General features: G+C 62.2%; 18 protein-coding genes. 5 read left to right on the forward strand and 13 right to left on the reverse strand.

What is annotated here, in order from left to right; all coding sequences use genetic code 11:
- Positions 1 to 11: 11 nt before the first annotated feature.
- Positions 12 to 3482: a transcription-repair coupling factor gene (gene mfd, locus B5M07_RS09795; RefSeq protein ID WP_120351164.1), complete on the reverse strand. Its 3471-nt coding sequence runs from the start codon at positions 3480 to 3482 to the stop codon at positions 12 to 14.
- A gap of 31 nt (positions 3483 to 3513) precedes the next feature.
- The gene (locus tag B5M07_RS09800; protein ID WP_120351165.1) at positions 3514 to 4041 is read right to left on the reverse strand and encodes a component of SufBCD complex; all 528 of its coding nucleotides are present in this window, start codon (positions 4039 to 4041) and stop codon (positions 3514 to 3516) included.
- A gap of 119 nt (positions 4042 to 4160) precedes the next feature.
- Here B5M07_RS09800 and hemB point away from each other — a divergent pair, with 119 nt between their 5' ends.
- Together hemB and B5M07_RS09810 are read left to right on the forward strand one after the other, a co-directional pair.
- On the forward strand, positions 4161 to 5165 hold the full coding sequence (hemB, locus tag B5M07_RS09805; RefSeq protein ID WP_120352211.1) for a porphobilinogen synthase: 1005 nt from the start codon (positions 4161 to 4163) through the stop codon (positions 5163 to 5165).
- Positions 5166 to 5291: 126 nt separating this feature from the next.
- The gene (locus B5M07_RS09810; protein WP_067628155.1) at positions 5292 to 5858 is read left to right on the forward strand and encodes a YSC84-related protein; all 567 of its coding nucleotides are present in this window, start codon (positions 5292 to 5294) and stop codon (positions 5856 to 5858) included.
- A 76-nt stretch (positions 5859 to 5934) separates the two neighbouring features.
- Here the strand turns inward: B5M07_RS09810 and B5M07_RS09815 are convergent, their stop codons facing one another.
- Positions 5935 to 6807 (reverse strand): NAD(P)-dependent oxidoreductase, encoded by an 873-nt coding sequence (locus B5M07_RS09815; protein WP_120351166.1) that lies wholly within the window; start codon positions 6805 to 6807, stop codon positions 5935 to 5937.
- 96 nt (positions 6808 to 6903) lie between these two features.
- Here B5M07_RS09815 and B5M07_RS09820 point away from each other — a divergent pair, with 96 nt between their 5' ends.
- Both B5M07_RS09820 and B5M07_RS09825 read left to right on the forward strand, forming a co-directional pair.
- Positions 6904 to 9372, forward strand: a complete 2469-nt coding sequence (locus B5M07_RS09820; RefSeq protein WP_120351167.1) for a penicillin acylase family protein — start codon at positions 6904 to 6906, stop codon at positions 9370 to 9372.
- The gene (locus B5M07_RS09825; RefSeq protein WP_120351168.1) at positions 9369 to 9935 is read left to right on the forward strand and encodes a pseudouridine synthase; all 567 of its coding nucleotides are present in this window, start codon (positions 9369 to 9371) and stop codon (positions 9933 to 9935) included. The genes B5M07_RS09820 and B5M07_RS09825 overlap by 4 nt, the downstream gene beginning before the upstream one ends.
- Here B5M07_RS09825 and B5M07_RS09830 read toward each other — a convergent pair.
- From B5M07_RS09830 to trkA, 5 genes are all read right to left on the reverse strand, one after another.
- Positions 9932 to 10333: a DUF2177 family protein gene (locus B5M07_RS09830; protein ID WP_120351169.1), complete on the reverse strand. Its 402-nt coding sequence runs from the start codon at positions 10331 to 10333 to the stop codon at positions 9932 to 9934. The two genes, B5M07_RS09825 and B5M07_RS09830, sit on opposite strands and share 4 nt — an antisense overlap.
- A 99-nt stretch (positions 10334 to 10432) precedes the next feature.
- A complete protein-coding gene (gene hflX, locus B5M07_RS09835; protein WP_120351170.1) occupies positions 10433 to 11731 on the reverse strand; it encodes a GTPase HflX in 1299 nt (432 codons plus the stop codon).
- The gene (gene hfq, locus B5M07_RS09840; RefSeq protein WP_007119530.1) at positions 11728 to 11967 is read right to left on the reverse strand and encodes an RNA chaperone Hfq; all 240 of its coding nucleotides are present in this window, start codon (positions 11965 to 11967) and stop codon (positions 11728 to 11730) included. Before hfq ends, hflX begins: the two co-directional genes overlap by 4 nt.
- Before the next feature lie 130 nt (positions 11968 to 12097).
- Positions 12098 to 13651 carry a TrkH family potassium uptake protein gene (locus B5M07_RS09845; RefSeq protein ID WP_205570856.1) on the reverse strand — a complete coding sequence of 518 codons (1554 nt, stop codon included), beginning with the start codon at positions 13649 to 13651 and terminating at the stop codon, positions 12098 to 12100.
- A gap of 16 nt (positions 13652 to 13667) precedes the next feature.
- Entirely contained in the window at positions 13668 to 15044 is a 1377-nt protein-coding gene (gene trkA / locus B5M07_RS09850) for a Trk system potassium transporter TrkA (protein WP_120351171.1), read from the reverse strand.
- Positions 15045 to 15170: 126 nt separating this feature from the next.
- On the opposite strand from trkA, the gene B5M07_RS09855 reads away from it, so the two are divergent.
- On the forward strand, positions 15171 to 15665 hold the full coding sequence (locus tag B5M07_RS09855; RefSeq protein ID WP_254693914.1) for a hypothetical protein: 495 nt from the start codon (positions 15171 to 15173) through the stop codon (positions 15663 to 15665).
- A gap of 46 nt (positions 15666 to 15711) precedes the next feature.
- On the opposite strand, the gene ntrX is transcribed toward B5M07_RS09855, so the two are convergent.
- From ntrX to dusB, 5 genes are all read right to left on the reverse strand, one after another.
- Complete coding sequence (gene ntrX / locus B5M07_RS09860) at positions 15712 to 17124, reverse strand: nitrogen assimilation response regulator NtrX (RefSeq protein ID WP_120351172.1); 1413 nt, start codon at positions 17122 to 17124, stop codon at positions 15712 to 15714.
- A complete protein-coding gene (locus B5M07_RS09865; RefSeq protein ID WP_120351173.1) occupies positions 17117 to 19372 on the reverse strand; it encodes a sensor histidine kinase NtrY-like in 2256 nt (751 codons plus the stop codon). The genes ntrX and B5M07_RS09865 overlap by 8 nt, the downstream gene beginning before the upstream one ends.
- Before the next feature lie 95 nt (positions 19373 to 19467).
- The gene (locus tag B5M07_RS09870) at positions 19468 to 20847 is read right to left on the reverse strand and encodes a response regulator (protein WP_120351174.1); all 1380 of its coding nucleotides are present in this window, start codon (positions 20845 to 20847) and stop codon (positions 19468 to 19470) included.
- A gap of 1 nt (position 20848) precedes the next feature.
- Positions 20849 to 21934, reverse strand: a complete 1086-nt coding sequence (locus B5M07_RS09875) for a two-component system sensor histidine kinase NtrB (RefSeq protein ID WP_067942678.1) — start codon at positions 21932 to 21934, stop codon at positions 20849 to 20851.
- On the reverse strand, positions 21931 to 22875 hold the full coding sequence (gene dusB / locus B5M07_RS09880) for a tRNA dihydrouridine synthase DusB (protein WP_254693991.1): 945 nt from the start codon (positions 22873 to 22875) through the stop codon (positions 21931 to 21933). The genes B5M07_RS09875 and dusB overlap by 4 nt, the downstream gene beginning before the upstream one ends.
- Positions 22876 to 23021 lie beyond the last annotated feature (146 nt).

The raw sequence follows: 23021 nt of genomic DNA on the forward strand, positions 1-23021 counted from the left end.
CCTTTCGGGGCTTAGCCCTTTGCCTTGGCCTTTTTCGCAGTCTTTTCTTTGGCGATCACATGTTCGGCCAAATCGCGTGCAATGGCAAAGGCGCCTTTGATCTTGTCGGCATCCGTCTTCCAATCCCGGCGCACGACGATCTTGTTGTCCTTAACCTTGGCCAGCCCACGCTGGTCTTGAATGAACTGCACCAGCCCCTCGGGCGAGGCGAATTTGTCATTGTGGAACTGGATCGTCGCGCCCTTCGGCCCACCATCGAGCTTGGCGATCCCGGCGCGTTTGCACATCGCCTTGATCCGCACCACCAGCATCAGGGTGTTCACCTCTTTCGGCAGCTTGCCAAAACGGTCGATCAATTCGGCGGCAAAGCCTTCGAGTTCCACCTTAGTTGAGAGCTCGCTGAGGCGGCGGTAGAGGCCAAGACGCACATCGAGGTCAGGCACGTAGTCCTCAGGAATGAGCACCGGCACGCCAAGGTTGATCTGCGGTGCCCATTGCTCGTCGGCCTCGCTGAGGCCCTCCATCTCGCCCGCCTTGATCTTGGCAATCGCCTCTTCCAGCATGGACTGGTAAAGCTCAAAGCCCACATCGCGCATCTGGCCGGATTGCTCTTCGCCGAGCAGGTTGCCCGCCCCGCGAATATCAAGGTCTTGGCTGGCCAAGGTGAAGCCCGCGCCAAGCGTATCAAGGCTGCCCAACACCCGCAGACGTTTCTGCGCCGTATCCGTCAGCTTCGCGCGCGGCTTGGTGGTCAGATAGGCATAAGCCCGGGTTTTCGAGCGGCCCACCCGGCCCCTGATTTGATACAGTTGCGCAAGGCCGAACATATCGGCGCGGTGCACGACCATGGTGTTGGCCGTAGGAATGTCGAGGCCGGATTCAACGATCGTCGTTGCCAGCAGAATGTCGAATTTGCCATCATAAAAGGCGTTCATCCGGTCATCCAACTCCCCCGGTGCCATCTGACCGTGGGCGACGACGTAGGAGAGTTCCGGCAGCTGCGCCTGAAGGAAATCTTCGATCTCACGCAGGTCACTCAAGCGAGGAACGACATAGAAGCTCTGCCCGCCCCGGTAATGCTCACGCAGCAGCGCCTCGCGGATGGTAACCGCGTCGAACTCGCTCACATAGGTGCGGATCGAGAGGCGGTCGACGGGCGGCGTGCCGATGATCGATAGATCGCGCACGCCCGTCAGCGACAGTTGCAAGGTGCGGGGAATCGGTGTGGCGGTCAGGGTCAGTACGTGGATATCGGTGCGCAGGGATTTGAGCCGTTCCTTGTGAGTCACGCCGAAATGCTGCTCTTCGTCGATCACCAGCAGGCCGAGGTCCTTGAACCGGATGCCTTTGGCCAGCAGCGCATGGGTGCCGATGACGATATCGACCGTTCCCTTAGCCATCCCATCGCGCGTCGCCGCTGCCTCTTTGGCCGAGACAAAGCGGCTGAGTTGGCGCACTTCGATCGGGAAGCCGCGAAAGCGTTCGGCAAAGCTTTTGTAGTGCTGCCGGGCGAGCAGTGTCGTAGGCGCGATCACCGCCACCTGAACACCCGACATCGCCGCAACAAAAGCCGCCCGCATCGCAACTTCGGTTTTACCAAAGCCCACATCGCCGCAAACCAGACGGTCCATCGGATTGCCGCTGGTCAGATCATCCACCACGTCGGCAATGGCGCGCAGCTGGTCGTCGGTCTCCGTATAGGGGAACCGGGCGGAGAAGGCATCCCACATGCCCGGCGGCGGGTCGAGCACCGGCGCTTTGCGCAGCGCGCGTTCGGCGGCAATGCGGATGAGCTTGTCCGCCATCTCGCGAATACGCTCTTTGAGTTTGGCCTTTTTCGACTGCCACGCGCCACCGCCGAGCTTGTCCAGCAGCCCTTCGTCATGCCCATAACGCGACAGCAGTTCGATGTTCTCAACGGGCAAGTAAAGCTTTGATTGCTCGGCATATTCCAGAACGAGGCATTCATGGGCAGCACCTGCGGCGGTGACCACCTCCATCCCGTGATAGCGGCCGATGCCGTGGTCGACGTGAACCACCAGATCGCCGGGGCTGAGGCTTTGGGCCTCGGTCAGGAAATTCTCGGCCCGGCGTTTGCGTTTCGGCGCACGGATCAATCGGTCGCCCAGCACGTCCTGCTCGGAAATCACCGTCATCCCCGGCGCTTCAAAGCCGTGCTCCAGCGCCCAAACGGCCAGATGCAGCCCGCGTTTGCCGATCCGCGAGGCATCCGCCACCGGGATCGCTTCGGCCAACCCTTCGTCTTCTATCAGCCCCGTCAGGCGTTCGCGTGCGCCTTCGGAATAGCTGGCGATCAGCACCGGCCCTACTTCAAGCTTTGCTTTAATATGCGCAGCCAAAGCACCGAAAAGACTGACCGATTCCTGCTGTCGTTCGGGCGAGAAGTTGCGCCCGATCCGCGCACCTGCGTCCAACACGCCCGGCCCAGTGGGCTGCGGCAATGGGTTGAACTGGATAACCCGTTTCCCAATCAACGCCTCGTTCCAAGCGTCGTCGGTCAGATATAGCCCTTCGGGCGGGGCGGGTTTATAGACGCTGTCCATTTTAGAGCGCGTCTTCATCGCCAGCTGCCGCGTCTCATATTGGTCGGCAATCGTGTCCCACCGCGCGAGGCGCATGGGCGTCAGTTGATCGTCCAGCGTGATCGTGGCCTTCGGCAGATAGTCAAAGAGCGTTTCGAGATTGTCGTGGAAAAACGACAACCAATGTTCCGCGCCTTGATGTTTGCGGCCCGCGCTGATCGCCTCATAAAGTGGATCATCAGTGCCCGCCGCGCCGAATTCGATGCGGTAGTTCTGCCGGAAACGGGTGATCGCCGCGTCGTCAAGAATGACCTCGCTGACCGGAGCAAGCTCTACCAGATCAAGTTTTTCCGTGGTGCGCTGCGTGGCCGGATCAAACCGCCGCGCCCCGTCCAGCACGTCCCCGAAAAGATCAAGCCGCACCGGGCCAAGGTCGCCGGGCGGGTAGATGTCGATGATCCCACCGCGCACGGCGTAGTCGCCCGGCTCCATCACCGTGGGGCTTTGCACAAAGCCCATGCGCACCAGAAAGGCGCGCAGGGCTTTTTCGTCGATCCGGCTGCCCACGCGCGCCGCAAAGGCCGCGTCGCGCAGGGTTTCGCGTGCGGGGATACGTTGGCTGGCCGCGTTCAGCGTCGTCAGCAGAACGAACTGCTGGGGCATCCCATGCACCAGCGCGGCCAGTGTCGCCATCCGCTGCGCCGAGATATCGGCGTTGGGCGACACCCGGTCATAGGGCAGGCAATCCCAGCTTGGGAAGGTGACGACCGGCATATCGGGCGCGTAAAACCGCAAAGCGGCCTGCATCGCCGCCATGCGTTTGTCATCGCGCGCCACATGGACCACCGGCTGGCCGCCCTTGGCGATTTCATCAAGAATGGCGCGGGCATCATAGCCTTCGGGAACGCCGGAGAGGGTGATATTACGCGGATCGTTCATCGGGTCTCAATTGGGCCTCACGGGGGGCCTGTCAACCCGCCAGCGGGCCAATGCTTAGATTTTGATACATTCCCCAAAGCGCGGTCACGAAGATCGAGAACATGCCGATGATCTGGGTATAAAGCCGGTGCCGCATCAGGCGCCGCTGCAACACGTCGCCGGTGGAGCCTTCGATGCGGATGAGCCGCGCGGTCGACAGGCTCAGCAGCCCGACCAGCGACATGGGGAACCCCAGCAGCAGCAGGGCTTGGGCGAATTCGATGGCATAGACGAACCCCAAAAGCACCAGAGAGGTCAGCGCGAAAAAACCCAGCCCCAAGAGCCAAAGCCCCGAGACCTGCGAGATATAGAGCAGCCGGTTCACGTTGATCCGCACGATGTCTTCGAGATCGGCCTGCGCCTCGCCCCCATAACGTCGGGCGCGCAGCACCATGTCAAAGGGCACGCCCAATACCCAATGGCTTGCGGTCGACCACATCACAGCCAGCGCGATCCAGAACCACAGGTTCGAGAAAGAGCGCATGTCAATCATTTCGAAAAGGGTCTGGTACCAGTCCAAGGCGTGCTCGTCCGAAATTTAAGTTCGCATCTCTTAGCGGTCCGGCGCGACAATTCATAGGGTTGAGGCGTTCAAAAATACATGGCAAGCCCATGCCAAGCCATTCTGAGGTAATTTTGATGCAACCCGTCCACGCCCCCTTCCCCGCCACGCGCCTGCGCCGCACCCGTGCCAACGCCGGTATCCGCGCGCTGGTGCGCGAGAATGACCTGCAACTGGGCGATCTGATCTGGCCGGTTTTCGTGCGCGAAGGCGAAGGCGTGGAAGAGCCGATCCCCTCCATGCCCGGCGTCATGCGCCGCTCGGTCGACAAGCTGGTCGCGGCGGTGCGCGAGGCGGCCGATCTCGGTATCGGTGCGGTCTGTGTATTTCCCTATACCGGCCCCGAGGACCGGACCGAGGATTGCGCCCGCGCGTGGGATCAGCAAAACGCCACCAACCGCGCCATCGCGGCGATCAAAGAGGCCATGCCGCAGATGGTCGTGATGACAGATGTCGCGTTGGACACCTATAACATCAACGGCCACGATGGTTTTGTCGAAAACGGCATCATCGTGAATGACCGCACGGTTGAGGCGCTGGTTAAGATGGCGCTGGCCCAAGCCGAAGCGGGTGCCGATATCATCGGACCGTCGGACATGATGGACGGGCGCATCGGCGCAATCCGTAACGCCCTTGAGCAGGCCGGGCATCATGACGTGATGATCCTGAGCTATGCTGCCAAATACGCCAGCGCTTTTTACGGCCCGTTCCGCGATGCGGTGGGCGCCTCTTCGGCCCTGACCGGCGACAAAAAGACCTATCAGATGGATCCCGCCAATAGCGACGAAGCCCTGCGGCTGGTGGCGCGCGACCTGTCGGAAGGGGCGGATATGGTCATGGTCAAACCCGGCATGCCTTACCTTGATATCTGCCGCCGCGTGAAAGACGCCTTTGGCGCGCCGACCTTCGCCTATCAGGTCTCGGGCGAATACAGCATGATCCGGGGCGCGGCGGACCAAGGGTGGATCGACGGCGAACGCGCAATGTTGGAGAGCCTTTTGGCCTTTAAGCGCGCGGGTTGTGATGGGGTGCTAAACTACTTTGCCCCCGATGTTGCCCGGCTTTTGGCCAAAAGCGCGTGACCTAAGGGCGTAAATCTGCGCAAAGGGTCCAACCGACATGACAAAGCGCGTGATTATGCGTAATCTCGCGCATAAGTCGGGAAAACCGGCAGCAGGCAATCGATCTTGAACATACAGGCAGAAAAGATGAGCAATCAGACATATAACCGGCGCTTTGTGACTTTGGGCGCCCTTACGGCCCTTGGCGCAACCGCGGCTTGCGGCAACGGCGTGGGCGGACGGGGCGGCGCCATGATCGACGCGCGCGTCGATGCGACCCTGGCCGAGATGTACCGCGGCTATCCCAACACCCGGCAGTTGGCCGAAAAGGCAAATGGCATGCTGGTCATGCCGCTGGTGACCGAAGCGGGCCTTGGCTTTGGCGGCGCTTACGGGCGCGGCGCGTTGCGCGTCAACGACGTGACGGTGGACTACTACTCGGTGACCAAAGCTTCGGGCGGCTTGCAGATTGGCGCGCAGCAATATGCGCATGTGCTGTTCTTCATGACCGAGCCCGCGCTGCGCGAATTCCGCAGCTCGCCGGGTTGGGCGGCTGGCGCCGGTCTGGAATACGTGATCTCCGACAAGGGCGACAGCGTGAGCGCCGACACGACCACTGTCATGGCTCCGGTTCTGGCAGCGGTCTTTGGGCGCGCGGGGCTGCGGATCGGCGCGACACTGGAAGGCACGAAATACACGCGGATCATCCCCTAACGCAGGGTCGACCGATGGTCTTTGAAGGGCAGCGCCAGTTTCATCCGGCGCTGCCCTTTTTCTTTTGCAAACAGCCTTAGCCCATGGCGCGCAGGCGTTTGATCAGGCTCGACGTATCCCAACGCCCGCCGCCCTGCTTTTGCACGTCTTTATAAAACTGATCGACCAGCGCCGTGACCGGCAGGCTCGCCCCTGTCTCATCCGCTGTGTCCAGACAGATACCCAGATCCTTGCGCATCCAATCCACCGCGAAACCGTGGTTAAACTCATCGTCCAGCATGGTCTCATAGCGGTTCGCCATCTGCCATGACCCAGCGGCACCTTGACTGATCACCTCAACCACCGCGCGGCCATCGAGGCCCGCCTTCTCGGCGAAATGCAGGGCCTCAGAGAGGCCCTGCACCAGCCCGGCGATGGCGATCTGGTTGCACATCTTGGTCATCTGGCCTGCGCCACTGTCGCCGATGCGGCGGCAAATCTTGGAGTAGACCTCCATGATCGGGAGCGCCCGGTCAAAGGCGCCCTCATCTCCGCCACACATGATCGACAATTGGCCGTTTTCCGCTCCTGCCTGACCACCCGAAATCGGCGCGTCGACAAAGCTCACCTGCGCGTCATCGGCAGCGGCGTAAAGTTCGCGCGTGACGGCCGCTGAAACGGTCGTGTGATCGACAAAGATCGCCCCCGCCGTCATGCCGCCAAAGGCCCCGTCCTCTCCCAGACAGACCGAGCGCAGGTCATCGTCATTGCCCACGCAGGCAATCACGAAATCCGCATCCTTTGCCGCCGCGCGCGGGGTCTTGGCCATGGCGCCGCCATAGGTTTTCACCCAGTCTTCGGCCTTGGCTTCGGTGCGGTTATAGACGGTCACTTCGTGGCCGGCCTTTTGCAGGTGCCCCGCCATCGGAGCCCCCATGACCCCCAGTCCCAAAAACGCGAGCTTTGCCATGTGCTTTTCCTTATCATTCAGTTGCGTTATTCCCTGTCACAACACCTACCACCCTGCGCGCTCCGGTCAATCTGCGCGCCAGCCGAGGATCCCCCGATGGCATTGATGTTTCGCTGGCTTATCCGATTGGCGGTGTTTCTCGTCACGTTGAGCGTCGTGGTTTTGCTGCTGGTCTACTGGTTCGCCGCGCGGTCGTTGCCCGACTATGATGATCGGGTTGATGTCCAAGGCGTCAGCGCCCCGGTCGAGATCGTGCGCGACAACGCCAATGTGCCGCATATCTTTGGCGAAACCGACGAAGACGTATTTTATGGCCTTGGCTTCGCCCATGCCCAAGACCGGCTGTGGCAGTTGATCACCCTGCGGCGCACCGCGCAGGGGCGCCTGTCTGAGGTTTTCGGCACCGCCACCGTCACCACCGACAAGCTGATGCGGCGCTATGATATCTACCGTCTTGCCGTGGCGGCCGCAGGTGAGCTTGACCCCGAAACCGACGCGGCGCTTGAGGCCTATTCCGCCGGGATCAACGCCCGCCTAGATCAGATCAACACCGAAGCCTTGGGCCGTGGCGCGCCCGAGATGTGGCTTTTCAACGCACCCATGGCCCCGTGGCGGCCCGCCGACTCATTGGCCGTGACCAAGCTGATGGGCCTGCAGATGTCGGGCCACCTAGAGGCCGAAGTGCTGCGCGCACGGGTGTCGTTGGAGTTGAGCGACCAAGACCGCCTGCGCGACATCCTGCCGGATGCGCCGGGCAGCGGGGTCGCCGCCCTGCCTGAATATGCCGCCCTCTTTCCTGACGTGACGACGCGCCACGCCGCCGCAGCGCCCATGGACAGTCATCCGCTGTCGCCTTTCAAACGGCAGGCTTTCGCCGGTGCGTCCAACGCTTGGGCCGCAGCGCCGTCGCGCTCTGCCGCGGGCGGCACGCTTTTGGCCAATGATCCGCACTTGGGGTTCACCGCCCCGGCGATCTGGTATCTGGCCCGGCTGGAGCTTGAGACCGGCGGCGTGATCGGCGGCACGATACCCGGCATGCCCGTGGTCCTGACAGGCCGCAGCGCCGATCTGGGCTGGGGGCTGACCACCGCCTATGTCGACGACCAAGACGTATATATCGAAGAGCTGAACCCGGAAAACACCGAAGAATACCGCACCCCCGACGGGTTCAAGAAATTCCGCAAACGCTCGTCGATCATCAATATCGCGGATGCCGATCCGATCACCGTTACCCTACGTTGGACCGACAATGGCCCGGTGTTGCCGGGCAGCCATTACAACCTTGGCAGCATCACGCCGCCGGGGCATGTGGCCTCTGTCGCCTCGACCCTCTTTACCGAAGAAGACACCTCGCTTGCCGCCGCGATGAAGGTGATGCGCGCGAAATCGGTGCAGCAGGCGATCAATGCCGCGACCGATTATGTGGCGCCCGCGCAGAACCTCACACTAGTGGACCGTGACACCATCGCTATGAAAACCATCGGCGCCATGCCGCGCCGCGATGCCAATCACCAAAGCAAAGGGCGCATGCCCAGTCCCGGTTGGATCGCCGCGAACCGTTGGGATGGGATGCTGCCCTATACCGCCAACCCAGAGTTCATCGCCCCTGCGGGCGGAATCCTTGGCAACACCAACAACAAGACGGTCGATCGCCCCTTTCCCAACCATGTCTCTTTCGTCTGGGGCGACACACAGCGGGTGCAACGCTGGCAGCGGCTGATGCAGAACCGCGAGGTGCATACCCGCGACAGTTTCATCGAAGCGCAGCTTGATACGGTCAGCCCCACGGCCCGCGCGCTCTTGCCGCTGATCGGCGCCGAGCTGTGGTTCACCGGAGAGGCCGCGCCCGATGGCACGCCCGAACGCCAACGCCAGCGCGCATTGGATCTGCTGGCAGGCTGGTCGGGTGAAATGAACGAACACCTGCCCGAGCCGCTGATCTATGCCGCATGGATCCGCGCCCTGCAGGACCGTCTTATCCGGGATGAACTGGGGCCATTGGCCGAAGAATTCACCCATATTCAACCGCTCTTCATCGAACGCGCCTTCCGCGATGTGCAAGGCGCCGCGAAATGGTGCGACGTGCGCCAATCCGCGCCGGTCGAAACCTGCCATGACATGGCGCGACTGGCATTGGACGACGCCCTGCTCTGGATCAAAGAGACTTGGGGCACGCAGTTGGAATCTCTCCGCTGGGGCGACGCGCATCAGGCGACCCATGATCACCCCGTCTTGGGCGACGTGCCGCTGCTGCGCTACTTCGTAAACATCCGCCAGTCGACCTCGGGCGGGGACAATACCCTGCAACGGGGGCTGACCCGCGGCACCGGCAAAGACCCGTTCTATAATGTGCATGGTGCAGGCTACCGCGGGGTCTATGACTTTGCCGATCCCGACAGTTCGGTCTTTGTCACTTCCACCGGGCAATCGGGGCATTTCCTGTCGCGGCATTACGACGACATGGCGCAACTCTGGCGGCGGGGCGAATATATCCCGATGTCACTCGACGCCGAACTGGCCCGCGCCGCCGCCGTGGGCGTGACACGATTGGAGCCTGCCCAATGACCGCCCGCGTAATCCTGCTGAATAAACCCTACGGCGTGCTGTCGCAATTCACCGACAAAGGCACTGAGGGCAGCACGCGGCCCACACTCTCGGCCTATATCGACGAAAAGGGGTTTTATCCCGCAGGGCGGCTTGATCGCGACAGCGAAGGGCTCTTGGTGCTGACCGACCACGGCCCCCTGCAAGCCCGCATCGCGCATCCCAAGTACAAGCGGCCCAAAACCTATCTGGTACAGGTCGAAGGCACGCCCGATGCCGCGGCCCTTGAGGCACTGCGCAAGGGGGTGGAACTGAAAGACGGCGTTACGAAACCGGCCCAAGTGGATCTGATCGACGCGCCCGAGGCGCTTTGGCCGCGCGACCCGCCCGTGCGTTTTCGCAAGACGGTGCCCGACGCTTGGCTGCGCATCACCATCCGCGAGGGGCGCAACCGGCAAGTGCGGCGCATGACGGCGCATGTGGGGCTGCCCACCCTGCGGCTGATCCGCGCCAGCGTGGGCGATTGGGAACTGGCCGGACTGCAACCCGGCGCTTGGCGCTGGTCGACCGAGAATGGCCGCTAGGTCAACGCGCGGGTGATCGCCACGCCAGCGGTTGCCGCCGTGCCGGTCAGGACCGACCCCCAAGCGAAGTCCCGCGCCACCATGGCCCATGTCCAATCCTTGAGCGTCGCCAGATTGGTGAACTCATAGGTGCCATAGCCCATCGCGCCGATCAGCAGCGCATTGCCAAAGACCCAAAGCAAAGAATTATCCTGCATCATCGCGGGCCAAGACACGAACCACAGCACCACCGCCACGAAGAAGGCGTAAAAGATCAGCGCCGGGGCGACGCGGAATTCATCCAGCAGCCAGTCTCCAATATCACGCTCAAACACGGGTTTGATGAGATAGGTCAGTCCAAGGTAGTCCAGCCCGAGGAAGATCACGGCGGTTGAGATATAAAGGATGACGAGGGTCATGTGGCGCGCTCCGCAAAAGGTCGTTTCACCATATGCGACGCAGCGGGTCGATTTCGATGCTTGCCGGGGCAAAAATTGCCCCAGCCTGCGCCGTAGCTCTTAAATCTGCTGGAATTCAGCCTCTTGGCGCGCGGACCAACGCACGGTGATCTCAAACCCGTCTTCGGTCTGACGCTCACCTTCCACCACGTCCTGCGCAAACAGCCAGGCGCGTTTCTTGCCTTCGGCAAAGCCGAGGGTCAATTCGGCCTCGCGCACCGCCCCCTGCAGCGCTTCGGCGATGGTTTCCTGAAACGCCTCAAGCCCCTCGCCGGTAATGGCCGAGATTGCCAGCACGTCGTCGTTGCGCGCAGCCCGCGCGCGCATGGCGTCGGCGCGGTCTTCGGGGAGCAGGTCCAGCTTGTTCCAAACCTCGAAACTGCGGGTCTCTTTCGGGACGCCCAGTGAGGCGAGGATATCGCGCACGTTCTGGGCCTGCTCTTCGGTCTCGGTATGGGACACATCGCGCACATGGCAGATGATATCGGCGGCCAGCACCTCTTCCAGCGTGGCGCGGAAGGCTGCGACGAGTTCGGTGGGCAGATCGCTGATGAACCCCACCGTGTCGCTGAGAATGATCTCTGGCCCGTCGGGCAGGACAAGGCTGCGCATGGTCGGGTCGAGCGTGGCAAAGAGCATGTCTTTGGCCATAACCTCGGCCCCGGTCAGGCGGTTGAAAAGCGTGGATTTTCCGGCGTTGGTATAGCCCACAAGCGCGACGATCGGGAACGGCACTTTGGCACGGGCGGCGCGGTGCAAGGCGCGGGTTTTCACGACCTTTTCCAACTGCCGGCGCAGACGCACCAACTGGTCGTCGATCGCGCGGCGGTCCGCCTCGATCTGCGTCTCACCCGGACCACCAACAAAGCCCAAACCGCCGCGCTGACGCTCAAGGTGGGTCCATGCGCGAACAAGGCGCGTGCGCTGATAGTTCAGCGCGGCCATCTCGACCTGAAGCACCCCTTCACGGGTCGCCGCGCGGTCGCTAAAGATCTCCAAAATCAAACCGGTGCGGTCGAGCAGCTTGACGCCCCAAGCCTTCTCAAGGTTGCGCTGCTGGACCGGGGTCACCGGACCGTCAACCAGCACAAGCTCAACCTCGGCTTCCTTCATGCGCTGATCGAGTTCCTCGATCTTACCTTTGCCAAACAGCATCCCGGCATGAACGGTACGCAGGGGCACGACTTCGGCCCCCACCACCTCAAGCTCTGGCAACGCTTCGGCCAATGCAACGGCTTCGGCCAGCGCGGGCTCAGGCGCGCGCCGGTCGTTGTCGGTCTTGATATCAGGATGCAGCACCCAAGCGCGCGTTACGCGGGGCCCATCGCTGTTGTCGATCTGAAATGCTGGACGGCTCAAGAAGCGTCTTCGCCCTCATAAAGGCTGATCGGCTGGCTTGGCATGATGGTCGAAATCGCGTGCTTGTAGACAAGTTGCGATTGACCGTCGCGGCGCAGCAGAACGCAGAAGTTGTCAAACCAGGTAATCACACCCTGCAATTTGACGCCATTGATCAGGAAAATTGTCACCGGGACCTTGGTCTTGCGAACGTGGTTTAGGAACGCATCCTGAAGGTTCTGTCTGTCTGACGCCATGGTAGTCTCGCCTTTTGTTCTTGCTGGCGTCCGCGTACCGGACCCCCCCATTGCCTCAAGTATGGAGTGCGAAAGCGTGAGTTTCCAGCCCCAATATCAGCGGACTAGGGCGGTTCTAGCGCTAAACGTGTCAAGCGCGCCACAAATTCGGGGTCATCAGCGCAATAATCGCCAAGGTTTCCAGCCGACCCAGCACCATTGCTCCGCTGAGGATGATTTTCGCGGCCACGCCCAGTTCGATCAAATGGATGGGTTTGTCGGCAGCATGTTCGATCAGCGGCCCGGTCGTGGAGAGCGTGGCCACCGACATGACCACCGCCGCATCAAAGGACGCGCCAGTCAGAGTCAGAAGAAGGGTCACTCCGGCGAGCGACATGGCAAAAAGCATGAAGAAAATCCACGCGATAAAGGCCCCGTTGCTTTGCAAGCGACGCCCGGCGGCCCCCGCGCCGCTGACGGAATTGGGATAGACCAGCCGGTCCATCTCCCGCACCCCGTTTTGATAGAGCGCGAAGACCCGCAAAAGCTTGACCCCGCCCGCTGTGGTGGCCACCCCGCCGCCGATCAGTGCAAGCCCCATGAGCACCAACCCCGGCGTGCGCAGCCCCGACCAATTCTGCGCCTCGGCCCAATGTTCAGAGACGAAACCAGTCGTCGACAGGAAGGACAGCACGGTAAACAGTCCGCCCCAAAGCGCGTGCAAAGCGCGGGTGCCGTCAACCTCGACCTCAACCTCGAAGGCGCCGATCCAGTGGCGTGCGAACAGCAGCAACGGCACGCCGATCACCACCAAAAGACCGATGCGGAACTCTGGGTCGGTCATCAGCCCGCCTTGGGTCGCGGTCACGGTATCTTTGGAAAAGGTCAGCCGCGATAGGGCGAAGAGCATAAACAGCATCATCACCGCCTCGCCGGTGACGCCGACCTGCGCTTCGGCCACGCCGCCGATGGGCGAAATGCCCGAGGTCGCCATGACCGACATGGCATGACAGAGCGCCACCAAGCCCGTCTCTCCGCCGATGACCAGCAAGAGCCAAAGCAGCAGCGTCAGGCCGAAATAAATCGGCAGCAAAGCCTGCGTGGTACGCAGCAGACGTTGGCGCGGGGTGATCCGGCCCATGCGGGCGCCGATACGGTCATCTGGCCGCCCCGGTTCGGCCTGCGCCGTCACTTCAAACCCACCCAAATGCAGCGGCGCCAGAATGGCCGAGGCCGTGACCCACATGAGCAGCCCGCCCATCCAACCGACCTGCGCGCGCCACAGATGCAGCGTATTGCTTAGCCGTGCTGGGTTTTCGAACATTGTAGCGCCCGTGGTGGTCAGCGCGCTAACCATCTCGAAATAGACATTCACAAAGCGCGTCGTCGGCAAAGCTTCAAGGAATGGCACGGCAAAAAACACAGGCAGAAAAACAAAGGCCGAGAGCAGCGATAGCAGCGGCCCAAGTGCGCCGTCCAAGGGTTTGCGCCCGGCATGGGCAATGGCGATGAGGGTAAATGCCACAAGCCCCAAAATCCCAGCATAGAGGAAAGCGCGGCTGGCCTGATGGTCGTTCACCACCAGCCCGTGGATCGACGGCAGGATCATCGACACAGCAGAGACACCGAACAATTGCAAAAACAGCGGCAGTTGCACGATCTCGCGGCGAATGCCGGTTGGCCGGATGCTGGTCGGTTGCGTCACAAGGGCGCTCCTGCGCTTAGAAAAAGTCGATCGAGACCTGCAAAAGCTGCTCAACCCGGGGCACATCCTCGGCCAGAGCGAAGAGGGCGACAACATCCCCTTCGTCGATCCGTGTGCTGCCCATGGGGCGGATCACCTTGCCTTCTTTGCGCAGCATGCCGATCAACACGCCCTCGGGGAAGTCAATTTCCGACACTTTTTTGCCCGCGAGGGGCGATGTCGACAGCACTTCGGCCTCGATCACCTCGGCCTCGGCATCGCCGATGGAATAGACCGCCCGCACCCGCCCGTGGCGGATGTGACGCAGGATCGAACTGACCGTCGTGGCGCGCGGATTGATATAGGCGTCGATGCCAAGGTGGGTCATCAGCGGCACCAGCGTCGGATCGTTGATCAGCGCGATGACATAGGGGCAGCCCTCGGCCTTGGCGCGCACACAAGACAACATGTTGGTTTTGTCGTCATCCGTCACCGCCAGCATCGCATCGGCGCGGCTGATGCCCGCCTCGGCCAGCAGCGCGGCATCGAGCCCGTCGCCGTTCAACACGATCGTCCGCTCAAGCCCTTCGGCGGCGCGTTCGGCGCATTTGCGGTTTTTCTCGATCATCTTTGTGCGCACGCGCAGCGGCCCGGCCTCAAGGTGTTGGGCCACGGTCAACCCGACATTGCCGCCCCCCACAAGAACAACACGCTCTTGCTTGGTGGTCTGTTTGCCGAAAATCTCCATCGTGCGGGCGATGTCGTCGTGATGCGAAAAGACATAGCAGTCATCGCCGACGAAAAGCTGATCCTTCGCCTCGGGCGCGAAAAGCGTGCCATCGCGGCGCACGCCCACGACCACGGCGCGCAGGGTTGAGAAGAGATCGGTCAACTGACGCAGCGGCGTGTTCACCACCGGGCAATCACTGTCGATGGTAATGCCCAGAAGCTGCGCCTGCCCGTCCATGAAAATCTCGGTGTCGAAAGCCGCTGGCGCACTGAGGCGCTGGAGCGCTGCGGTGGCGACCTCTTTCTCAGGGGAAATCACCACGTCGATCGGCATGTGATCGCGCCGGTAAAGGTCGGAATAAATCGCATCCAGATAGGACTGGCTGCGCAGACGGGCGATCTTGCGGTTGATGCCAAAGACCGAATGCGCCACCTGACAGGTCACCATATTGACCTCATCGGAGTGGGTCGCGGCGATGATCATCTCGGCGTCCCGCGCGCCCGCACGGTCCAGCACATCGGGGTAGCTCGCGAAACCGGCGATGCCCTGCACATCCAACGTGTCGGTGGCGCGGCGGATCAATTCGGCATTGCTGTCGACCACGGTCACATCGTTGCGCTCTCCGCTGAGGTGACGGGCAATCTGCCAACCCACCTGCCCTGCACCGCAAATGATGATTTTCATGAAGGTTTCCTTACCCTGAGCAAAGATCGTGTGAGGGTTGTCTTAGGTCGGTTAGAGGGCATGACAGATGGGTTGGCAAGGGTCAAATCAATTGTCATTCCCCCGCATCAGCGGCATGATAGCACTATGAAACCGATATCGCTTCGCCCCTCGCGCGCCGCCTTTGCCCTGACGCTCATCGCCTTGGGGGCTGCGGCCTGCGCGCCGCTGAACACCTATTACAAACCGGGCGCGACCGTTGCGCAGGTCAACCGGGCCACCACCTCTTGCGAGGTGCAGGCCCTGCGCGATGTGCCGATCTCAACCCAAATCCGCCGCGAACCGCCGCGCTATGTGCCCGAGCGTCGCCATTGCGATGCCAATAACAACTGCACCACGCGGGGCGGCTTTTACGTGCCGGGTGAGTTGGTGACCTTCGACCCCAACCAAGACCTGCGCAACCGGGTTGAGGGGCAATGTATGGCCGACAAAGGCTTTGCGCCGGTGTCGATACCCGCCTGCCCCAGCAATGTGGCCCGCGCCGCCTCTGCGCGCGCCACCACCACGCTGCCCGCACTCAACCCCAAGTCCTGCGTGATCCGCAACAGCGATGGGTCGTTCCAGATCGTCACCCAAGGGTGAGGCGCTGCGCGAGGGGGCACGCCCCCTCGCGGTTCTGCGGCGGGGGTCAGCCCGCCGCTTCGATTTCCTCGTCCACATGGGCCACGCGCACACCCGCCTTGGCCGAGGTCACAACGCCGAGGGATTTCAGTTTGCGGTGCAGGGCGCTGCGCTCCATCCCGACGAAATTTGCTGTCCGGCTGATGTTGCCGCCAAAGCGGTTGATCTGGGTCAGCAGATACTCCCGCTCGAAAGCCTCGCGCGCTTCGCGCAACGGCAGCGTTGCCAGCGCGCCGGAAAGCACCACGCGCCCCTCATCGCCGCCGTTTTCCTCTTCGCCCGGCAGTTCACGGGCCTCGATCGGGCCGGTGCCATCCCCGAGGATCAGCACCCGCTCAACAAGGTTCTTAAGCTGGCGCACATTGCCGGGCCAGACCATCGTCTGCATCAGAGCAACGGCATCTTCGGTCAACGCACGCTGCGGCAGACCTTGGGAGGTGTTGAACTCGGCGATGAAATGTTCGGCCAGCAGCGGAATATCCTCGCGCCGCTCCTCCAAGGACGGCACGGCAATCGGCACGACGTTCAGACGGTGATAGAGTTCCTGCCGGAAGGTATCTGCCTTGATCGCCTGATCCAGATCGCGGTTCGTCGAAGAGATCACCCGCAGATCGACGCGCACCTTGTCGGTCCCGCCCACGCGGGTGAACTGTTGGTCCACCAGCACCCGCAGGATTTTGGACTGGGTGCCAAGCGGCATGTCCGCGACCTCATCAAAGTAGATCACCCCGCCGTGGGCCTGCTCCAGCAGCCCCGGCTCGACCCCGCGGTCCGGCGTCTCCCGGCCAAAGAGCACCTCTTCCATCCGATCAGGCGCCACCCCGGCGCAGTTGACGGTGACAAAGGGCGCCGAGGCGCGGGCGGAATGGGCGTGGATATAGCGCGCCGCCACTTCCTTGCCCGACCCCGCGGGGCCAGTCAGCATCACGCGGCCATTGGATTTGGTCACCTTGTCAAGCTGGCCCAGCAAGGCGCGATAGGATGCGGAGGTGCCAATCATCTCCGAAGTCGCCACATCGCGGCGCTTGAGGTTCTGGTTCTCCCGGCGCAGGCGCGAGGTTTCCATTGCGCGGCGGATCACAACCAGCAATTGATCGATGTTAAAGGGCTTTTCGATGAAATCGTAAGCCCCTTGCTTGATCGCCGCCACGGCAATCTCGATATTGCCGTGGCCCGAGATAATCACCACCGGCACATCGGGATTGTCCCGTTTGACGGTCTTTAGAATATCGATCCCGTCCATCCGGCTGTCTTTCAACCAGATGTCGAGGATGATCAGCGCGGGCGCTTCCGTGTTGATCTCGGCCATCGTCTCATCAGAATTGCTGGCCAAGCGCGTGGCAAAGCCTTCATCCTCAAGGATGTCCGAGATCAACTCACGGATGTCGCGTTCGTCGTCTACAATCAGAATGTCACTCATCTGCCTTATCCCCTTGGTCTGTCGTTGCGTCGATGGCCAAGGGCAGTGAAATGACTGCCATGGCACCGTGATGGTCTTGCCCGTCGAATGCGGGCGCGGTTTCGAGCGTCAGGCTGCCGCCGTGTTCCTCGATAATCTTTTTGACGATGGGCAGGCCCAGTCCGGTGCCCTCGCTGCGCGTGGTCACATAGGGCTCGAACAGCCGCGCGCGGTCTTCGGGCAGGCCGATGCCGTTGTCGGCGATGGTCAGCCGCAAAAGCCGGTTTTCCGGTGTTAGCGTCACGCGAATTTGCGGCACATGCCCCTCGGGCGTGCCTTCTTTCTTCAGGCTTTCAATGGCTTCGCCCGCGTTCTTGATCAGGTTGGTCAGCGCCTGCGAGATCATCGTGCCGTCGATATTGGCCATGACCGGCTGCGTGGGCAGGTCAAGCTTGATCACCACCTCTTCCTGCCTGCTTTGCTGAAGCAACACGGCATCGCGCAGCAATTGCCGGATGTCCTGACGGCTGGTTTCCGGCTCGGGCATCCGCGCGAATTTTGAGAATTCGTCGACGATGCGCCGCAGGTCGCCGGTTTGGCGGATGATCACCCCGGTCATTTGTTCCAGCGCGTCGTCATCGCCCTCGGCCATTTTGGGGCCGAACTTGCGGCGGATGCGCTCGGCACTCAACTGGATGGGCGTCAACGGGTTCTTGATCTCATGGGCAATCCGGCGCGCCACGTCGCCCCAAGCGGCCATGCGCTGCGCGCTGACCAGATCGGTCACATCGTCAAAGGCCACCACATAGCCTTCAAGATCGCCATCCTTGGACCGCCGGGTCGCCATGCGCACCAAGAGGTTCTCCATCGCCCCTTGGCGCGAGACTTTAATCTCCGCCTGCGCCACTTCGTCCGACGCGGCCTTCACCGTCTCGAACAGCGGCCCGAACTCCGGCACGGCAAGGGTCAGCGGCAAGCTTTGCTGATCTTCCGACCAGTCCAGCAGCCGCATGGCAGAGCGGTTCACGAAGGTGACGCGCCCCTCCGGGTCAAGCCCCACAACGCCCGAGGTCACCGAGCTTAGCACGGAATCGAACAACCGGCGACGGCGCTCGATCTGGTCGGTATTTTCCAACAGCGTCTCGCGCTGACCCTTCAGCTGCCGGGTCATCTGGTTGAAGTAACGCCCCAGCATGGCAATTTCGTCATCGCCCTCTTCTTCGCGGACCTGCACGTTCAGATCACCCGCACCCACCTGTTGCGCGGCGCCGGTTAAGCGCCCAACCGGGCCGGAAAGCCGTTCGGCAAACCACAGGCCCAGCCAAACGGCGGCCAGAATGAGGATCACCGCAAAGCCCAGATAAACAAGGGCAAATTCGAACAGCAGCCGCCCGCGTTCGGACTCAAGCTGTTGGTACAGGCGCACCGTTTCTTTGGTCTCATCCAGCAGCGCCAGAATCTCACCATCAACCGCGCGGGAGACATAGAGGAAACGATCGACATAGGCGTCCATCGGCACCAGCGCGCGGAATTCATTGTTGGGCCAGTCCTCGATGACCAAAAGGCCCTCGTCACTGGCGGTATCAAGCTGCGCCTCGGTGGGTGCTTCGAAATCAAAGAGATAGGACCGATCCCCCCGCGCCCGGATCTGCGCGGTGCTGTCGATCAGAAACGCCTCGCGCAGGCCGCGCTGAATTTGCCGCTGGCCCTCGCCCAAAAGCTCACTGTCGCTAAGGTTGATGCCCTGCGCGCGGGCGCTGTCGATGCTGCGGGCAAGGGTCTGCGCGTCCAATATCAGGGCCTCGCGCTGCTCGGCCTCATAGGCTTCGGCCGCCGCGAGCGATGAGCCGACCACGCCGCTGACCCGGTCAGAAAACCAGCCCTCAAGCCCCACGTTCACCGTAAGCCCTGCAAAAATCGCCACCGTGACGGTCGGGATCAGCGCCATCAGGGCAAAGACGCCCGTCAACCGCAGGTGCAACCGAGAGCCAGCCGATTTGGCGCGGCGCGCCGAGATCAGCCGCCCGACCTGAATGAGAACCAGCGCCGCCACCAGCAGCACATAGACCAGATCGGACAACAGAATGAGCCGCAGGTTGAGCGTATCCGCCCCCTGCCCCAAAGGCCCGAGTGCCAGATAGGTCGCAAGCGCCAAAACCGGCCCCAGCACCACCAGCCCAAAGGTGGACCAATTGCGCAGCCGCTTGACTCGCCTGAGACGCCCCAACCGTTCGAGCTTGAACCTGCGTGACCGGGTTGCCACCCGCATACCTCACCGATGTTGTGATGCATTGCTGCATCAACCGCCATATTATGTGGTCCTGAACAGGAGAGTACCCCGATGGCCACTGTTATGTGGCTCTTTTACATCATCTTGCGGCCCCGTGTCACCTCAATATCGAGGTCGGTGATCTTCTTACGCAAAGTATTTCGGTTAATTCCCAGCAAAGCGGCACATTTAGCTTGGTTCCCTGCCGTCGCGGCAAGCGCGATTTCGATCATCGGCAGTTCAACTTCGCGCAGGATCCGCGCGTAAAGCCCCGGAGGCGGCAGCATGGTGCCGTGCAGGTCGAAATAACGCTGCAAATGACGCTCGACCGAGGCACCCAGCCGTTCGGTATCGGCCTCGGTCTGCATCGGTGCCGGACCACTTTGTGCGCCCAGCAACTGCTCGGCCTCGCTCGCCGTGATCTCGGCCGCTTGGCTGGCCAGTGCCAGTTGCCGCATGGCATGTTCCAATTGGCGCACATTGCCCGGCCATGGAAACTTCAGCAAGATTTGCGCGGCCTTGTCCGACAGTTTGCGCGGTGACGCAGGCCCGGGGTTGGCACGTGCCAAGAAATGATCGGCCAAAAGCGGGATGTCCTCCACCCGGTCCCGCAGTGCAGGCACTTCGAGGGTCGCCCCCGACAGGCGGTAATAGAGATCGCGGCGCAGCTTGCCTTCTTGCATCGCCGCATCCAGATCGCTTTGGCTGGTGGCCATGAATCGCGGCGCGTCTTCGCCCGGCGCATCCATCATCCGCACCAGACGGGCTTGAATATCTTGGGGGAAATCCGCGATTTCGTCGATCATCAAGGTGCCACCGCCAACCCGCGCCAACACCCGCGAAGGGCCTTCGATATCGGCAAGATCGGCATCCGTCACGGTCACGAACGGCAGGCTGCGCCGGTCTGAGAAGTCGTGAATCGCCCGCGCGATCAGCGATTTGCCCGAGCCGCTTTCGCCCCAGATAAGCACCGGCAGATCGGTGTTCATCACCCGTGCCACGGTGCGGTAGAGCGCCTGCATCACCGGGGTCCGGCCAATCATCGGCAGATCGTCACGCTCGGCGTCGATCTCGGCACCGTCGTCGGCAGCGGCCTTGCGGCTGAGCGTCGTGCGCTGCTCCAACGCCCGAGCGGTGCGCTTCATCAGATCCGGCAAGTCGAAAGGTTTGGGCAGATAGTCAAAGGCTTCGGCCTCTGCCGCCTTGATCGCGGTCATGATGGTGTTCTGCGCCGAGATCACGATCACCGGCAAGCCGGGTCGGTCCTGCGCGATTTTCGGGAGCATCTCCAACCCGTTGCCATCGGGCATGACCACGTCAGAGATCACCGCGTCGCCCTTGCCCTCGCTGACCCATCGCATCAGGGTGGTCAGGCTTGAAGTGGCATGAACCTTGCAGCCCGCGCGGGTCAGCGCTTGGGTCAGAACGGTGCGGATCGTGCGGTCGTCATCGGCGACGAGGATGGTGCCATCCATGTCAATTCTCCTTGAGGGCAGCGGCGCCTGCGCGCGGCAGCGAAATGCGGAATGCGGTTCGACCGGGGGCGGAACTGACTGAAATCCAGCCTCCGTGGTCTGAAATAATTTTACTCACCAAGGCGAGGCCCAGCCCGGTGCCATTCTCCCGGCCCGAGACGAAGGGATCGAAAACATCGGCGCGGATATGATCCGGCAGGCCGGGGCCATCGTCAATCACCTCGATCTGTAGGGGCAGCGGCTGGCCATCCCCATCGGCGCGGCGCAACTGGAACCCGTGTTCATAAAAGCTGCGCAGCCGGATGGTGCCCCCCGCCGCGCCCGCCGCCTCAGCCGCGTTGCGGATGAGGTTCAGCAAGACCTGCAAAAGTTGGTCCTTATCACCAAGCGCGGGCGGCAGAGAGGGGTCGTAATCCTCGGTGATTTTCATCTTTGAGCCGAAGCCCAACAGCGCCGACCGCCGCGCGCGGTCCAGCACATCATGCAGGTTCACCGGCTTGCGCTCGGGCGCCATGAGGTTGCCAAATTGCTCGACCTGCTCCAGCAGTTTCACGATGCGCCGGCTTTCGGCAACGATGAGATCGGTCAGTTCCAGATCACTTTTGGACAGGTTCATCGACAAAAGCTGCGCCGCGCCGGTGATCCCGGCCAAAGGGTTCTTGATCTCATGGGCCAGCATCTCGGCCATGCCGATGGCGGATTTGGCGGCGGATTTTACGCTGTGATCTTGGGTGATGCGCCCGGCCAATTCGCGCGGGGTGATCATCAGAACCATCTCCCCCGCCCCGCCCACCAGCGGCGCAATCTGCAAGCCGCATTGCAAAGGCGCGCGCTGCATCGCGCCGACATCCACGTCATTCACGAACAGCGGCGTGCCCTGCAGCCGCGCACGGGCAAACGCGGCCTCAAGCGGGTGATCCACCGCGATCAACTTCCAGATCGACTGGCCAATCGTGGCGCGGGCCGAGGCATTGAGGAAGCCTTCGGCGGAAGGGTTCAAATCCGCGACCCGGTCGTCGGCGCTGACGATAAAGGCAGGCACCGGCAAAGAGGTCCAAACCTGCCGCTCAGGTATCTCGGCCCTCATGCCGCGACCGGAGGTTGAGCCGCCGCGGCGTCGTACTGCATAGCCTCTGCGATCAGATCAAAGGTGGTTTTCACCTCCCCCGCCGTCAGCAGGGCGCGGCGCAGATCGGCGGGGGTGGCGCAATGGTCCATATACCAGCCCAAATGCTTGCGGGCGACTTTGGCCCCCAGATTGACCCCGTAAAAACGCAGCATCTCGTCGTAATGTTCGGCCACCATCTGGGCCATTGCGGCCCCTTTGGGGATCATCGGTTTGGCGCGTCCGTGCAGGTCATGCGCGATTTGCGCCAGCAGCCAAGGCCGCCCCTGCGCGCCGCGCCCGACCATCACACCATCTGCGCCCGACAGCCGCAGGGCTTGGCGTGCCTCATCGCTGCCAGTGATATCGCCATTGGCGATGACGGGGACGCGCACCGTTTCTTTCACCGTCCGTATCGCGGCCCAATCGGCGCGGCCCTTGTAGAACTGACAGCGCGTGCGCCCGTGAATTGTGATCATCTGCACGCCCGCATCCTCGGCCCGTTTGGCGATGGGTGCGGCGTTGAGCATATTGTCGTCCCAGCCGAGCCGGGTTTTGAGTGTCACAGGCACGTTGACCGCGCCCACAACCGCCTCAATTAGCCGCAGCGCGTGATCAGGCGTCTTCATCAGCGCCGAGCCCGAGGCGCCCTGCGTCACTTTCTTGGCCGGGCAGCCCATGTTGATGTCGATGATCCGCGCACCCATCGCCTCGACCATCCGTGCGGCTTCGGCCATCGGTCCGGCCTCGCGCCCCGCGAGCTGGACGGAGGTGCCGATGACATCCAACCCCAACTCTGCCTTCTCTCGGGTACCGGGGCGGCGGCTGAGCAGTTCTTGGCTGGCGACCATCTCCGACACGACCAAACCGGCCCCGAATCGCGCCACGAGGCTGCGATAGGGCAGATCGGTGATCCCCGCCATCGGGGCGAGGAATACCGGAGGGTCGAATGTCAGGGGGTCGGCGGTCACGTGCTTAATCCTTGTGCGGTCCCTTGCTGTGTAGCTCTGCCACGGGGTGACCTCAATGAAACTAGCCTGAAAAGCAGCTATGCGCCAAGCAACTGCTT

Source organism: Sulfitobacter sp. D7 (assembly GCF_003611275.1).
Lineage (GTDB): Bacteria > Pseudomonadota > Alphaproteobacteria > Rhodobacterales > Rhodobacteraceae > Sulfitobacter > Sulfitobacter profundi.

Coding starts and splice junctions, on each gene's coding strand:
- mfd (WP_120351164.1), bottom strand. CDS start 3,482: ATGAACGATCCGCGTAATATCACCCTCTCCGGCGTTCCCGAAGGCTAT.
- hemB (WP_120352211.1), top strand. CDS start 4,161: ATGCAACCCGTCCACGCCCCCTTCCCCGCCACGCGCCTGCGCCGCACC.
- B5M07_RS09810 (WP_067628155.1), top strand. CDS start 5,292: ATGAGCAATCAGACATATAACCGGCGCTTTGTGACTTTGGGCGCCCTT.
- B5M07_RS09815 (WP_120351166.1), bottom strand. CDS start 6,807: ATGGCAAAGCTCGCGTTTTTGGGACTGGGGGTCATGGGGGCTCCGATG.
- B5M07_RS09820 (WP_120351167.1), top strand. CDS start 6,904: ATGGCATTGATGTTTCGCTGGCTTATCCGATTGGCGGTGTTTCTCGTC.
- B5M07_RS09825 (WP_120351168.1), top strand. CDS start 9,369: ATGACCGCCCGCGTAATCCTGCTGAATAAACCCTACGGCGTGCTGTCG.
- B5M07_RS09830 (WP_120351169.1), bottom strand. CDS start 10,333: ATGACCCTCGTCATCCTTTATATCTCAACCGCCGTGATCTTCCTCGGG.
- hfq (WP_007119530.1), bottom strand. CDS start 11,967: ATGGCGTCAGACAGACAGAACCTTCAGGATGCGTTCCTAAACCACGTT.
- trkA (WP_120351171.1), bottom strand. CDS start 15,044: ATGAAAATCATCATTTGCGGTGCAGGGCAGGTGGGTTGGCAGATTGCC.
- B5M07_RS09855 (WP_254693914.1), top strand. CDS start 15,171: ATGAAACCGATATCGCTTCGCCCCTCGCGCGCCGCCTTTGCCCTGACG.
- ntrX (WP_120351172.1), bottom strand. CDS start 17,124: ATGAGTGACATTCTGATTGTAGACGACGAACGCGACATCCGTGAGTTG.
- B5M07_RS09865 (WP_120351173.1), bottom strand. CDS start 19,372: ATGCGGGTGGCAACCCGGTCACGCAGGTTCAAGCTCGAACGGTTGGGG.
- B5M07_RS09870 (WP_120351174.1), bottom strand. CDS start 20,847: ATGGATGGCACCATCCTCGTCGCCGATGACGACCGCACGATCCGCACC.
- B5M07_RS09875 (WP_067942678.1), bottom strand. CDS start 21,934: ATGAGGGCCGAGATACCTGAGCGGCAGGTTTGGACCTCTTTGCCGGTG.
- dusB (WP_254693991.1), bottom strand. CDS start 22,875: ATGGCGGGGATCACCGATCTGCCCTATCGCAGCCTCGTGGCGCGATTC.